We start from the raw sequence: 13,858 nt of genomic DNA on the forward strand, positions 1-13,858 counted from the left end.
CCACCAGATTACGTTCAACCAGTTTCACAATACAGCCCAAAGAATCAGGGTTTACATCTAGTTGCCTAAAGAGAGGTTTTTATCATGCAATTATCATTTAACAAACGCACAATTTTTCCATCTGTTTACCGTGGTGAAAATAAGAAAACTGGCGAACCAACTTGTTATTTGTCTACAACTGTATTTTCACCAGTTAAATACAATTTAAAACCAGCTGCTGGAATGATGCCAATTGAACAGATTCAAGCGATTCTTGAAGAGTGTGCAGACAATGGCCAAGAAGTAGAAATTGAGTTTACAGAGCAACAAACTAAGTATGGTGCAGAGATGCAAATTTTCAGTGTTAAGCCATTACCGAAGAAAAACCCAATGGAATCAAAGGCTTAATGGTGAATTATACGATTGTTCGTATAATGTATATTATGTTAAATAAAAGATTTGGAAACCTACCATATATAAGGCTTTGCTACTCTCCATATATTAGTAAGTCACTTGATCTTCACTGTGACCATAGTTTGGCTAAGTGTTCTAAGCATATTTAACAAGTATCAGTGCCTTACACAATGCTGTTTACTGCCATTGTATAAGGCTTTATTGACCCTTCTTAAAACCAATATCCAAATTTCAAACCATACGCAATTGCATGGTTATTTTTGAAATTTGCCTGTTCTGCGTATGGCTTGATTCCCTCTATTGGCAAGTAATAAGTCCCATCTTCAGTTTTAGTATCACCTAGCCAAAAATATTTTAAGCTACCAGTTATAAAGTAGTTTTTAGCTGGGTTAAACTGGACGCCTAAACCAAGTGACCATGAACCTTTTATGGGTCCCATCGTTGATGCAGGATTACCTGTACCTGAATCCCAACTTACATCTGTTGAAGTACTCCATTTTTCTGTAAATTGATGTGCGAGACCGACAGTCGCACTATATTGATCCTTTTGATAAGAATCGAGCTTAAAACCTTGGGTATAAGCTCCACCAGTTACTTCTTTCACAATAATTTCAGATAGAGCGCCATATTGCGGAGGACGTGTTTCAAACTCTTTCCAATTCACCCATCTTAAATTCATATAAACAAGTGATTGTTCAGAAATACCAGTTTGAAAATCAATATTTAATGATGCTGGAGTCTCTAGTTTGGTTTTCTCATTTTCAACAAGTTGTAATGGTTGACCATAAATATCTTCATCTACTTGAAATTTATATTTGATTTTGGACCGATAAGTTACCGCTGCTTTTAATGCAAGATCGGGTAATTGATAACTTCCTCCTAACAACCAACCAACTTCGCCTTCTTGTTTAAACTTAGCATTATAGCCATTAAAAGCCTGAGTATAGGCATTGCCTCGAAGACCTAGGTTTGCTTTTACGGTTTGATAAACTGGTCCACCATAAATCTGAAAATGCTCAACTGGCGAGTAACCCACAATCATACTTAAATTTTGAGTGTCGGCTTTTACGAACGTACCTTGATGGCTAACATCATTATCAAAGTAACTATTATTAGAACGTGCCGGATATTTAATATCAGCACTAAAAGGCTGATCGTATAACATACCAAAACTTAATTGATCTGTGAGTTGTAACTTTAGAGCAGCTGTATAGAACTGCGTACTTTCTGCAATATCACCTGTATCACGACTTTGATGATCTCGTACAAGATCGGCTCTATCGTTGACTATGCCAGAAACAGATGAATCAACTGCAAAAAAATTTGCTTCTGCATAATTCCCATTTTCAAGAAATGGCAAAATAGATTGACCTGATTGTTCAAGAGCGGAAGCGTGACCAATGTTACTCACAAATACGGCAAGCATTCCTATTAAAATCGGATTTGTCCTATTAGTTGACATTCCATTCATACCTATATCCTTTTTCGTTGTTATTTCCCTAAATCCTTAGGATAGTTTTTTATTTTTAGAGCCATATTTCACAACATGGCTCTAAAATTCTTTACATCTATCTTTGTAATAAACTCAAACCGAAAATACCTAACCAAACTACTTGCACTGGTAATAAGAACAGTTCAAGGAATAAAGCCACTTGAGAAAAGCCTGAGAAAAGAAGCACAGCAAATCCAACATATCCCAAACCAACCAAAACCAATGGGAAACCTAATGCGGATTTGTTTTTTCTCAGAAGTAGTCCGTTGACTATTGCCCAAAAACCGATGGTCGGTCCTTCCATTGGCCATAAGCCATTTTGCGAGCCTTGCGAAATGGTTGCCCACACAGTGCCTGCCGCCTGTTTAGCCATTTCGTTCCCAGACATATATGTTTCGGCAAGTGGTCCTAACACAGAGGCCTGTAAAACAGCCCCTGCTATGCCTAACATGGTTGAAATCACAAGAAATAAAATAGCGATATCGGACAACAATCCTCCTGAAGAGCGCAACTTTCGCCACAGATATACGCCCACAGCTAGAAAAGGAAGATAAAACCCAAAACAGTCAGAAATCATTGAAGTTCTGAAAAGGGCTTGGTCTTTTGCCGACAAAGTTAATGCAAATTCAGGTTTAAATATTTGATGTAAATCAAACCCTGTAACTGCAAGAAAACAAAACAAGCAAGTGGCAGCCATTACCATACCGATTAATGCAACCCACGCTGTAAATACGTGTCCATCATCATATTGTTTAATCGAGTCCAAGACGTCTTCTCCTAGAAAGTGCTGATACTCGTTCGTATTCGAAATAAGTACGTAGCGCAGCGATGAGACCCGGAATTAATGGGAAACGTTTAAATTTAGCGTGTCCTTTTTCTCCATTGGCAACAAACCAATGCTCGGTAAGCTCAGTTTTACGTTGCAATGCAAGATCAGCTAAAATTCGGCCATAATTTTGTGACATCATTACGCCCGCACCACTGTATCCATAAGCATAAGAAATACGACCATTATGAAGTGTGCCCACTTGCGACCTTACGTCAAAAGGAATAGAACAAGCGCCACTCCAACGTTGAGCAATTTTTAATTTCTGAAATGCAGGAAATACCTTTTTATACATTCGCTCAGCGGCATCATAAAATTGCACTTTCTGAGCTTCGTCCATAGAGCGCCCTTCACCTACGTAGATATCACATAGGTTAAATTGCAATCTTCCATCTACAGTCGTTCTACAGGTTGGAGGACAATAGGTTGTTTTGTCATAAAACTGACCACGATGTTTCCAACCAAGTGCTTTCCAATCTTCATCAGTTAAAGGTTCAGTAATTAACTGATATACAAACATTGGAAGTTGTGCGCGTTTTAGACCCAATTCTGGTTGCAATAAATGGGTAAAACCATTTGTTCCCAATACAATATGTTTCGCTCTAACCTCACCTTCTGGGGTTTTGAGAATAAAGAATTTTTCCTTATCTTCTATATCCAGTACTGGCGTTTGCTCAAAAATTTGTGCGCCCGCAGCTTCAGCTATTCGCTTGAGTTCTCGAGAATGCTTCACAGGATTGACTTGCCCAGAATGTGGCATTCGGCATCCACCAGAAAATGCATCGCTATTTAAAGCTTGGCTTACTGTAGCTCTATCCATATAGACACTGTCTTTTGAGCGAGGTTGATCGTGCCAATATTGAGTAAATTGCTCTAATCGTTTTTCATGGCCGCGAAGTGTCGTAAATGTCACACCGGGCATTTCAAAATCACTATCCATATTTTCGCGTTTGATGAGGTCCTGTACATAGTCCAGACCATTCCATGCGAAATTTTGAAGCTCAGTTAATCTTTCTTTGCCATAAAGTACTTTTGCAGTGGTGGGATCAAGTACGGGAATTGGCACAACCCAACCAGATGTACGGCCTGAGGCACCAAATGCTACACATTCACCTTCAAGAACAGCCACGGAAGCAGCAGAGTCGGCTTTTCTTATGTGATAAGCAGTAGATAATCCAGTAAACCCTCCTCCAATAACCACCACATCTACTTCAATGCTACCTCTAAGAGGTGGTGAGGGAATATATTCGCCTGAGTGGGCTAGCCAGAATGACTTGTTTGCATGTGGAATATTATTCATCTAATGCTCCTTCCTTTGATATTCGATTTTGCTTAGCTCACATACGTAAAACTTCAATTTTCCATCTTTCAAAAAGATACAGATTCATTGCAAACCCCTCACATAATCTCTTCCCTGAGAAGATGTAATTTGTTCTTTAGCATTACGTAAAAACACTAAAGCTGAATATATATTGCTCCAACAATTACACAGTGTCAATGACACAGTGTAATTAAAATAAAAAATTAGCTTATGAGAAGAATGTTTAAAAAAAATGAAAATTAGATTGAAAAAATAATTTAAAAAATTTATTAAATATGAAACACATATATTTTTTAGTTTTAGAAATGAATGAACAAATCCTTTTGAACATTCATAAATTTATAGTTAATATTTTTTTAATTAGCACCATAAAGTGTCGATAACCAAATGTTTTGAAGTACCCTTATGGCTACCTTTGGATCAACTTCAGATGGACGTCCAAAAACTTCAGAAAGATATCTTTCTTCAAGCCAGATAAGTGCTTTTGCTGTTTCTTCTACATCTAGATCTTTCTTAATTCTACCCGCCTCTTGTTCTTCTTTAATATGTTGAGCAGCAGCATTAATAAAGTCTTGAACTAAACTACGGTATGCGTTGTCTACACGTTCATCTCCACCCGCAGCTTCTCCAAAAGCACGTAACACACGCCCATGTTGCACATAAACTTCTACAAGCCCAACTAAAGCTTGACGCAAATCTTCTTGGGAATTGTTACCCTTAAGCCATCTATCTGCAATAGTAAATAATTCTTTGCCAATATTTTCAACAAGGCGTAAAGCCAGATCATGCTTATCTCTAAAATGTACATAAAATGCTGGACGTTTTAAGCCAGTTCGGCGCATGACCTCATCTACATTGAGTTCACGAAAAGGATGCTCACTTAAAAACTGTTCAGCAGCATTTAATATTTCATTTTCAGAAACTTTAGGGTCGTGTTTGGGTCTACGTCTTGTAGTTGTCATACTATCCAATTTCTCATTGACACGATGTCATTGTAGGTATTAATAAATTATTCGACAAGCATTAATGCACTATTGTGGAACAAATTCTTGGAAAGAAAATAAATAAGAAGTTTTTTTAAACTTAATAACACAATCATAATTATATATTTTTAAAATTTTTAAATAATTATTTAGAAATGCTCAATAACAAAATAATTATAATTACACCGTGTCATTGACATTGTGTAATTATTGAATTAATAATATTGAACAGCCCCCTTTTGTGACGGGGACTTCTTAACTTAACTGAAAGCATACTGAGCTTAAGTAAGGCGTTTGTTCATCAGTTCCATGGATCAGGAAAAATGAAGATTAATAAATTCATCATCTTAGAAAATCTAACTGATGCTTAACTACTGAAATTTGTAGAGAGGAATACGATATGAATACATCAGAACAAGTTACTACTACTGATGTTTTAATCATTGGCGCAGGGATTGCAGGTATTAGTGCAGCCTATCACCTAAAAAAACATCGACCAAATACTACATTTATTATTCTAGAAGCCCGAGATACATTTGGTGGCACATGGAGTCAATTTAAATATCCAGGGATTCGATCTGACTCAGACATGCCCTCTTTTGGATTCGGCTTTAAACCTTGGACCCATCAAAAAGCAATTGCCCAAGCAAATGTGATTTGTGACTATCTACAAGAAACTATTCAAGAAAATAAAATAAATGCTCATATTAACTATGGCTATAAAGTCAATAAGGCTGAATTTTCATCAGATGAACAGCTTTGGACCATCACGGCTGAAAATCTAGCATCAAAAGCATTAGTAAATTTTAAAGCCCGCTTTTTACTATTAAATACAGGCTATTATGATTACCAAAAGGGCTTTACTCCAGAATTTGAGGGGATTGAGTCTTTTAAAGGAAAGATTATTCATCCTCAACACTGGCCAGTAGGTTTTGATTACACTAAAAAACGTGTAGTCGTTATTGGTAGTGGAGCCACAGCTGTAACTCTACTGCCTTCTATGGCGGATAAAGCAGAACATGTAACTATGCTTCAGCGGTCACCAACTTATATGGTTTCTTTTCCCGCTGTTGATCCAATTGCAGGTATGTTGAATAAAATTTTAGGCTATGAAAGAGCTTATCCGATTATTCGCAAAAAAAATATTTCAATGAACCGTGCATTATATAAAGCTTGTCGTAACTATCCGCAAATTATGAAGAAGCTATTAATTGCAGATGTGCGACGAAGACTTCCAAAGGGTTTTGATGTAGAAACACATTTTACGCCTAAATATAACCCGTGGGATGAACGTTTATGCTTAGTTCCTGATGGAGACCTATTCAAATCCATTTCTGAAGGTAAAGCTTCCGTTGTTACGGATCGTATTAAGAAATTCACAGAAAATGGTATTTTATTAGAATCTGGAAAATTGCTCGAAGCTGATGTTATTGTCACTGCTACAGGTTTAAATATGTTGGCCTTTAGCCGTATTCAGCTCACAGTAGATGACAAAAATATTCAATATCCAGATACCACTATTTTCAAGTCAATGATGCTTTCTGACGTACCGAATCTAGCATTTGCATTTGGTTATACCAATATCGCATGGACATTAAAAGTTGATCTTGTTTGGGAACATTTTTGTCGTATGCTTGACTATATGGATGAAAATGGCTACGGCACATTCAAACCTTTTATCCAAAACAAAAAAATGGAACGAGTACCCTTCATTGATTTAAGCCCAGGCTATGTACAACGTGGTCTAGCACAATTTCCAAAAGCTGGAACAGAAGGACCTTGGACATTACAACATGCCTATGAGCATGATTTTGAAAGACTTCGTAAGGGTCCTGTTAATGATCCTGAGTTGCTCTTCATAAAGCGGTTATCGAAAAAAAAACTATCTGTAATGAATGAGCCTTCAACTAAGCAAATTAAAGCACAAGCTTAATTTTCAACTTTCTTGATCTCTTATTTGAAAAGGCTATCGAAATGGGAGATTTAAGATCGATAAATCGAGATTCTTATGCAAGATATTAAATTCATAAGTCAAGGTATTACCTGTGCAGCTTGGTATATACCTGCAACTACAGACAAATTTATAAATGATAATGGACGACCATGTATTGTTATGGCACATGGTTTTGGAGGAACACGCGATACAGGCCTTTTAGAATTTGCTAAACCATTTAGTGAAGCTGGTATTGATGCCTTTATCTTCGATTATCGTGGATTCGGGGATTCAGGAGGAATACCTCGCCAAGATGTATCTTACCTGCGCCAACGTGAAGATTATCATGCAGCAATTGCTGCAGCACGAGGTTTACCTAATGTAGATGAAACTCGTATTGCAATTTGGGGGACGTCTTATTCTGGAGGCCACGTTTTAGTCGCTGCGGCCCAAGATCAGAGAATATCTGCAGTAATCTCTATGAACCCGGCTACAGATGGTTTAGCTGCCCTCTCACAAATCTGCCGTTATGGTGGTCTAAAACAATTAACCGTTGCAGTCGCTCATGGACTAAAAGATTTAGCTTATTCTCTTTTAGGCCAAAAAGCGCATCTTATTCCAATCGTGGGGCAACCGGGCACGGCGGCCATCATTAGTACACCTGGCTCGGAGGTCTCCTATAAAGCCATGGCTGGGCCAACATGGCGGAATGAAGTATGTGCACGAACTGCTTTAGAGGTTGCAAGAAACCGGCCCATTAATTTCGCCCATCAAATAAAGTGTCCTTTATTGGTACAAGTGGGTTCAAATGATCAAGTTACTCCTCCTGAAGCTGCTCGCAAGTCGGCAAGCTTAGCAAATGGAGAAGTTAAATTACTTGAATATCCGATTGATCATTTTGATTTTTATAATGAACCGTGGCAAATAAAAATTTTAGAGGACCAAATTAATTTTTTAACTCAAGCCTTGGCTCGTCCCCGTGTTAGATAACATGATTTCATAGCAATATTAGACCATCTAAAGCAAAAATAAGCTGATTTGGAATACCTCTATCAGCTTATTTTTTTAAGAGTGAAACTTTATTAGACTTTTGATATTCCTCCTCCTAAAACTTTATAGAGTTCAATCTGGTTATTTAATTCCATTTGCTCAAGCGCAAGTAATCCTTGTTGTGCTGCGTAAGCGGAACGTTGCGCATCTAAAACCGTAAAATAACTATCAACACCCGCTCTGTAGCGCGCCATAGATAGTTTATAGGTTGCAGCAGTCGCAGAGACTAAGCGACGCTGAGCGTCTAATCGTTCACCCATATGCGCATGTGTAGCAAGCACATCATTAACTTCACGAAAAGCTGATTGAATGGCTTTTTCATATTTAGCTAAAGCAATTTTCTGGTCAGTTTCTGCAATTTTAATATTAGTTTTTCTTGTTCCCCAATCAAAAATTAGTAGGTCAATACTTGGTCCAATTGACCATGCAAAATTACCCGACTTAAATAAATCTTTCAGTTCAGATGATACATAACCCGTCGAGCCTGTCAGGCTTATGGTCGGGAACATCCGTGCTTTAGCAGCACCAATATTTGCTCCTGCAGCACGTAACTCATATTCGGCAGCTTTAATATCTGGACGATGATTTAATAAATCACTTGGTAAACCGGCTGCAAAGTTTTTCTCAAAGGTAATATTTTGAATAGCATGATCCGGAAGTAAATTTTGCGGAACAGGATGACCTGCTAACAAATCCAGTAAATTTTTTGCCTGTTGAATTTGGGTTTTATAAGTTGCAACATCATTTCGAGCAGTCTCTACCGAAATTTGAGCTTGTTTTAATGGAACTTCACTATCAATACCAACATCAAAGCGCTTCTTATTTAGATTATAAGCATCGACTTGTGCTTTTAAGGTTTGCTCGGCAAGGTTTAAATTGGCTTGTGCAAAAGCATAATTTAACCAAACCTGTGTGATGTTACTGATTAAACTAATTTGCACAGCCTCTTTCGCGCTTTGAGTTGCAAGATAGTTATTTAATGCAGCATCTTTTAAATTTTGAACACGGCCCCAAAAATCTAGCTCATAGGCAGTCATTCCCAAGCCAACTTGAAATGTAGAAACTGGGTTATTGGGGTTAATCGATGGGCTAACCTGCCGCACTGCATTTCCCGTTACACCAATGGTTGGGAGCTGGCTATTTTTTGTGATTTGGTATTCTTGCTGTACACGTTCAATATTAAGCGTAGCAGTCCGTAAATCACGGTTGTTATTTAAACTGATTTCAATGACCTGTACTAATTTCGGATCAGAAATAAATTCTTTATAACTTTTTTCTGCAATCGTTTTTCCAGAATGATTTTGACTAAAATTTTGAGGAATATGAGATGTAATTGCAGGCTGTGGCGCTTGCATATTGACACATGCAACGAGTGCAATTGAGAGTGTAGAAAGAATGAGTCCACGAGATACGATTGCCGATTTAGACATAGTATTCTCCAAATAAAGTAAAGTTTGAGCATATGAAGCATCAGAGGAAATTGAGTATTTCCCCTGATGCATTGAACTTAAGATGAGATTTTTTTCTTAGAGGGAAATAGCTTTTCTACTGCACCCAGAATGAAGATAAAAAACACGGGAACAAAGAAAATAGCCAGAATGGTGGCTGAAATCATGCCACCAAAAACCCCTGTGCCTAAAGCATGTTGAGTTTCTGAACTTGCACCTGAGGCAATCACCAAAGGAATTACACCACACGTAAATGCAAGTGATGTCATCAGGATTGGCCGTAAGCGAAGTTTGGCTGCGGCAACAGTGGCTTCAATCAAACTCATGCCTTCTTCTTTCAGCATTTTCGCAAATTCAATAATCAAAATCGCATTCTTTGCCGATAGACCAATAATGGTAATTAGCCCGATTTTGAAGAACACATCATTCATTAACCCTCTAGACATAATGGCAATGATTGCTCCAAAAATACCGAGTGGCACAACCAGCATCACAGAAAGTGGAATTGCCCAGCTTTCATAGAGGGCAGCCAAGACAAGGAAGACAACTAACATTGATAAACCAAGTAAAAAGGCCATTTGTGATTCAGACTGCTTTTCCTGTAAGGAAATACCTGTCCACTCGTAGCCAATACCTTTCGGTAATTTAGCAATCAGTTGTTCCATTTCACGCATTGCTTCACCCGATGACGTATCGAAGTTAGGAATACCAGCAATACTCAAAGATGGTCGTCCGTTATAACGATTATATTGTTGTGGTGCCTTATTCCATTGTGGCGTTACAACTTCTGATAACGAGACTAATTGACCGCTTGAACCCATGACTTTCAGATTCAATATATCTTTCAATTGCATACGTGATTTAGCCTCAACTTGTACAATGACTTGTTGCATACGTCCTTGATTAGGGAAGTCATTGATATACATTGAACCCATTGATGTAGAAATGATGTCTGAAACATCAGAAAACTTAACACCAAGTGCACTAAGCTTTTCACGGTCAATTTTTAAAGAAATATTGTCACCTTGTGGCAACCCTTCATTCCAAACCATATAGAACTTTTTATTCTTGGCTGCCATTGCCATAAGTTCATCTTGAGCAGCCAGTAAAGCAGGCATACCTAAGTTAGCACGGTCTTGTAAACGTAAACTGAAACCTGAAAAAGTACCTAACTCATCAATAGCGGGTGGTAATACGGCCATGGTCTCACCTTCCGTACTATTCGCCATGGAAGTATTAACGGCGCTTGTCATCTTGGATGCAGAGCTAGTCCGCTCTTTGAAGTCTTTAAGTGTCGTAAAAGCCACAGCTACGTTTTGTCCTGCGCCACTGAAACCCCATCCCAAAATGGTGGTATTACTTTTTACATCGGGATTGTCTTTCAAATTATTTTCAAATTGATTGACTACATTTCGAGTACGTTCTGCCGTTGCATCTGATGGTAGTTGGAAAGACGTCATAAACCAACCTTGATCTTCCTCTGGCATAAATGCTGTTGGCCAATATTTCATTCCGGCAAAGGTAATACCGGTAATTACTAAAAAGATCACCATCATTGGAACTGTATGTTTGATGATTTTAAGCAGCATCAATTCATACTTTTTAGTGACTTTATCGAAACTACGGTCAAACCATGCAAAGAAGCCTTTTTTCTGATGATGCCCATCGATTGGCTTTAAAATCGTCGCGCAAAGTGCTGGTGTTAAAATGAGTGCCAATAGCGCTGAAAATAAAATAGATACCGACATGGTCAAGGTAAACTGTTTATAGATTACCCCTACAGAACCACTCGCAAATGCCATAGGTAAAAATACTGCAGCCAAGACCAGCGTAATACCAATAATCGGGCTGGTAATTTCTTTCATTGCTTTAGAGGTTGCATCTTTAGGCGATAATCCTTCTGTCGCCATAATCCTTTCTACGTTTTCAACCACGACAATGGCATCGTCGACAATAATCCCGATGGCAAGTACCATACCGAACATGGTGAGTACGTTAATTGAAAAGCCGGCAAGCAACATCACGGTAAAAGTACCGAGTAAGGCAATAGGGGCCACAATCGCTGGAATAAGTGTATAGCGGACATTATGTAAAAAAAGATACATCACAATGAAAACCAGAACCATGGCTTCAAGTAATGTATGAATTACCTTTTCAATTGAAATTTTGACAAACGGCGCGGTGTCGTAAGGAATACTAAACTCCATGCCTTCCGGTAAATTTAGCTTCAATTCTTCAATTTTTGCTCGAACACCTTCGGCAGTTTTCACGGCGTTAGCACCCGGGCTTAACTGAATTGCTGCCGCAGTAGCAGGCTTACCATTTTCCAAAATGGCAAAGTTATACGCTTGTGAACCTATTTCTACATTGGCAACATCAGATAACTTAATTACGCTACCGTTAGTTTTACTTTTTAAGCTGATATTTTTAAATTGCTCGAGACTAGACAATTGCCCTTGAGCCGACAACGGAATAGTAATGAGCTGGCCTTTTTCAGCTGGTAAATCACCAAGTCGGCCAGGTGCAATTTCGACATTATTTTCACGAATGGCATTATTCACATCACTAATCGATAAACCGTAAGAAACAAGCTTATTCGGGTCGACCCAAATACGCATAGCTTTCTCGGCACCGAAAGATTGAACCTTCCCTACACCTTCGACACGTTTTAGCTCTTCTACAACATTTCGAACCAAATAATCACTCAAATCAACTTCGGAATATTGATTATTTGGAGAGTTAATCCCGACCAGCATTAAAAATCCGGACGATGAAGCTTCAACCTGTAAACCTTGCTGACGTACAACTTGCGGCAAGCGAGCTTCTACAGCCTTGATTTTATTTTGAACGTCGACCTGAGCCATTTCCACATCTGTGCCCGGTTTAAACGTAGCGGTAATCTCTGCTGTACCAGAGGTATCTGTTGTCGCACTATAGTAGAGTAGATTTTTTACACCCGATAATTCGCGCTCAATTAAGGTTACAACGCTATCGTTAATGGTTTTCGCTGTAGCACCAGGATAAGTCGCACTAATATTCACCTGTGGCGGGGCCACACTTGGAAAACGTGCAATTGGCAGTTTAGGAATGCTCAGCAATCCAAATATAATAATAAAGATCGCGATAACCCAAGCAAAAACGGGACGACGAATAAAAAATTGTGACATCATGGTTGCGCCCCCTCAGCTATAGAAGTTTTGTTTTCTACACTTGAAGCATGATTTGCCACGGCTGGTGCTTTCCATGCTGCCAATAGCAATTTTTGATTTGGCTTAATACGCTCAATACCTTCAACAACGACTTTGTCACCGACTTTCAAGCCTTTGTTAGCGATATAGAACTGCTCATATTGCTGTCCAATTTCGATAGGACGAATTTCCGCTGTCCCTTGGGCATTGATGACATATACCTGAGGCTCGCCACTGATATTACGTTGGATCGCTTGCGCCGGAACCAATAGCGCTTGAGGAATAGAAGCACGATCAATATTGACACGCACATACATGCCCGGAAGTAATTTTCGTTCAGTGTTATTAACTTCAATACGGAATGTGACATCGCCCGTTTCCGGGTCAACATTAATATCTTCAAACAACATTTTTGCTGTGACGTTATAAGGTTGCCCGTGGCTATTGGTAATACGAACGGTTTTGTCACTATTTGCTGATAATTCACCGCTTTGTAGCGCAGCTTGTAAGCGCTCATACTCACTAACTGATTGCTTAACATCAACATAGACTTTATCAATCTGTTGAATGGTTGCCATCGTATTGGTATCGCCCTGACCGACCAATGCACCTTCAGTGACAAAAGATTGCCCAATACGCCCAGAAATAGGCGCTCGAACTGTTGCATATTGCAGATTCAAGTTTTGTCTGGCCAGCAATGCTTTCATTTGAGCGACATCGGCTAGAGCCTGACGATACTGAGCTTGAGCATTACTTACTTCTTGCTTACTAATCGCATTACTTGGTAATAGCTGCTCATAACGTTCTAACTGAACTTTGAGTCTTACTACCTCAGCTTCAGCTTTATTGAGAGAAGCTCTATTGCTATTTACATCGGCCTCAAATGTCTCGGAATTAATTTTATATAAGGCTTGCCCTGCTCTAACTTCACTACCTTGTTTAAATAGAACCTTTTCAATGATACCTCCGACTTGCGGACGGATTTCCGCCGTACGGAATGCATGTACACGTGCAGGAAGATTTTCACTAAAATTTACCGATTGCGGTTGAATGTTTAATACACTGACTTTAGCCGGTGGTGGCTCAGCTTGAGCGACTTCTTTTGAATCACACCCCTGTAATATCAGCCCAATAGATAAAAATAAAGGAAGTAAAAGATGCTTTTGCATACTGTCCAAACCTAGTGAGTTTTTGATGTTCGTATTATTTTTGATGAGTGTGTAG

General features: G+C 38.8%; 10 protein-coding genes. 3 read left to right on the plus strand and 7 right to left on the minus strand.

Going from position 1 to position 13,858, the window contains the following annotated elements; genetic code table 11:
* Positions 1–84 precede the first annotated feature (84 nt).
* Entirely contained in the window at positions 85–387 is a 303-nt protein-coding gene (locus MKL62_RS00405; protein ID WP_032051961.1) for a hypothetical protein, read from the plus strand.
* A 217-nt stretch (positions 388–604) separates the two neighbouring features.
* Here the strand turns inward: MKL62_RS00405 and MKL62_RS00410 are convergent, their stop codons facing one another.
* The 4 genes from MKL62_RS00410 to MKL62_RS00425 all read right to left on the minus strand — a co-directional run bounded on the left by MKL62_RS00410 (position 605) and on the right by MKL62_RS00425 (position 4,994).
* Positions 605–1,864 carry an outer membrane protein transport protein gene (locus MKL62_RS00410; protein ID WP_001013991.1) on the minus strand — a complete coding sequence of 420 codons (1,260 nt, stop codon included), beginning with the start codon at positions 1,862–1,864 and terminating at the stop codon, positions 605–607.
* Positions 1,865–1,961: 97 nt separating this feature from the next.
* Entirely contained in the window at positions 1,962–2,651 is a 690-nt protein-coding gene (locus tag MKL62_RS00415; protein WP_000377262.1) for a hypothetical protein, read from the minus strand.
* Positions 2,638–4,011: an NAD(P)/FAD-dependent oxidoreductase gene (locus MKL62_RS00420; RefSeq protein ID WP_005128663.1), complete on the minus strand. Its 1,374-nt coding sequence runs from the start codon at positions 4,009–4,011 to the stop codon at positions 2,638–2,640. Before MKL62_RS00420 ends, MKL62_RS00415 begins: the two co-directional genes overlap by 14 nt.
* 377 nt (positions 4,012–4,388) lie before the next feature.
* Positions 4,389–4,994 carry a TetR/AcrR family transcriptional regulator gene (locus tag MKL62_RS00425; RefSeq protein ID WP_000214128.1) on the minus strand — a complete coding sequence of 202 codons (606 nt, stop codon included), beginning with the start codon at positions 4,992–4,994 and terminating at the stop codon, positions 4,389–4,391.
* Between the two features lie 421 nt (positions 4,995–5,415).
* Here MKL62_RS00425 and MKL62_RS00430 point away from each other — a divergent pair, with 421 nt between their 5' ends.
* Both MKL62_RS00430 and MKL62_RS00435 read left to right on the plus strand, forming a co-directional pair.
* On the plus strand, positions 5,416–6,948 hold the full coding sequence (locus tag MKL62_RS00430; RefSeq protein ID WP_005128662.1) for a flavin-containing monooxygenase: 1,533 nt from the start codon (positions 5,416–5,418) through the stop codon (positions 6,946–6,948).
* Positions 6,949–7,023: 75 nt separating this feature from the next.
* Positions 7,024–7,938 carry an alpha/beta hydrolase gene (locus MKL62_RS00435; protein WP_005128661.1) on the plus strand — a complete coding sequence of 305 codons (915 nt, stop codon included), beginning with the start codon at positions 7,024–7,026 and terminating at the stop codon, positions 7,936–7,938.
* A 92-nt stretch (positions 7,939–8,030) separates the two neighbouring features.
* Here MKL62_RS00435 and adeC read toward each other — a convergent pair whose 3' ends face one another.
* The 3 genes from adeC to adeA form a co-directional block, all read right to left on the minus strand.
* Positions 8,031–9,428 carry a multidrug efflux RND transporter outer membrane channel subunit AdeC gene (adeC, locus tag MKL62_RS00440; protein ID WP_005128660.1) on the minus strand — a complete coding sequence of 466 codons (1,398 nt, stop codon included), beginning with the start codon at positions 9,426–9,428 and terminating at the stop codon, positions 8,031–8,033.
* Between the two features lie 77 nt (positions 9,429–9,505).
* Positions 9,506–12,616 carry a multidrug efflux RND transporter permease subunit AdeB gene (gene adeB, locus MKL62_RS00445; RefSeq protein WP_005128658.1) on the minus strand — a complete coding sequence of 1,037 codons (3,111 nt, stop codon included), beginning with the start codon at positions 12,614–12,616 and terminating at the stop codon, positions 9,506–9,508.
* Positions 12,613–13,803, minus strand: coding sequence for a multidrug efflux RND transporter periplasmic adaptor subunit AdeA (gene adeA / locus MKL62_RS00450; RefSeq protein ID WP_005128657.1), 1,191 nt, complete (start codon positions 13,801–13,803; stop codon positions 12,613–12,615). Before adeA ends, adeB begins: the two co-directional genes overlap by 4 nt.
* Positions 13,804–13,858: the final 55 nt, after the last annotated feature.

This window comes from Acinetobacter sp. AOR01_HL (assembly GCF_027855455.1).
Lineage (GTDB): Bacteria > Pseudomonadota > Gammaproteobacteria > Pseudomonadales > Moraxellaceae > Acinetobacter > Acinetobacter baumannii.

Bases quoted from the DNA above. Each gene is read 5' to 3' on its own strand.
- MKL62_RS00410 (WP_001013991.1), bottom strand. From the start codon at position 1,864: ATGAATGGAATGTCAACTAATAGGACAAATCCGATTTTAATAGGAATG.
- adeA (WP_005128657.1), bottom strand. From the start codon at position 13,803: ATGCAAAAGCATCTTTTACTTCCTTTATTTTTATCTATTGGGCTGATA.
- MKL62_RS00430 (WP_005128662.1), top strand. From the start codon at position 5,416: ATGAATACATCAGAACAAGTTACTACTACTGATGTTTTAATCATTGGC.
- adeC (WP_005128660.1), bottom strand. From the start codon at position 9,428: ATGTCTAAATCGGCAATCGTATCTCGTGGACTCATTCTTTCTACACTC.
- adeB (WP_005128658.1), bottom strand. From the start codon at position 12,616: ATGATGTCACAATTTTTTATTCGTCGTCCCGTTTTTGCTTGGGTTATC.
- MKL62_RS00405 (WP_032051961.1), top strand. From the start codon at position 85: ATGCAATTATCATTTAACAAACGCACAATTTTTCCATCTGTTTACCGT.
- MKL62_RS00425 (WP_000214128.1), bottom strand. From the start codon at position 4,994: ATGACAACTACAAGACGTAGACCCAAACACGACCCTAAAGTTTCTGAA.
- MKL62_RS00420 (WP_005128663.1), bottom strand. From the start codon at position 4,011: ATGAATAATATTCCACATGCAAACAAGTCATTCTGGCTAGCCCACTCA.
- MKL62_RS00435 (WP_005128661.1), top strand. From the start codon at position 7,024: ATGCAAGATATTAAATTCATAAGTCAAGGTATTACCTGTGCAGCTTGG.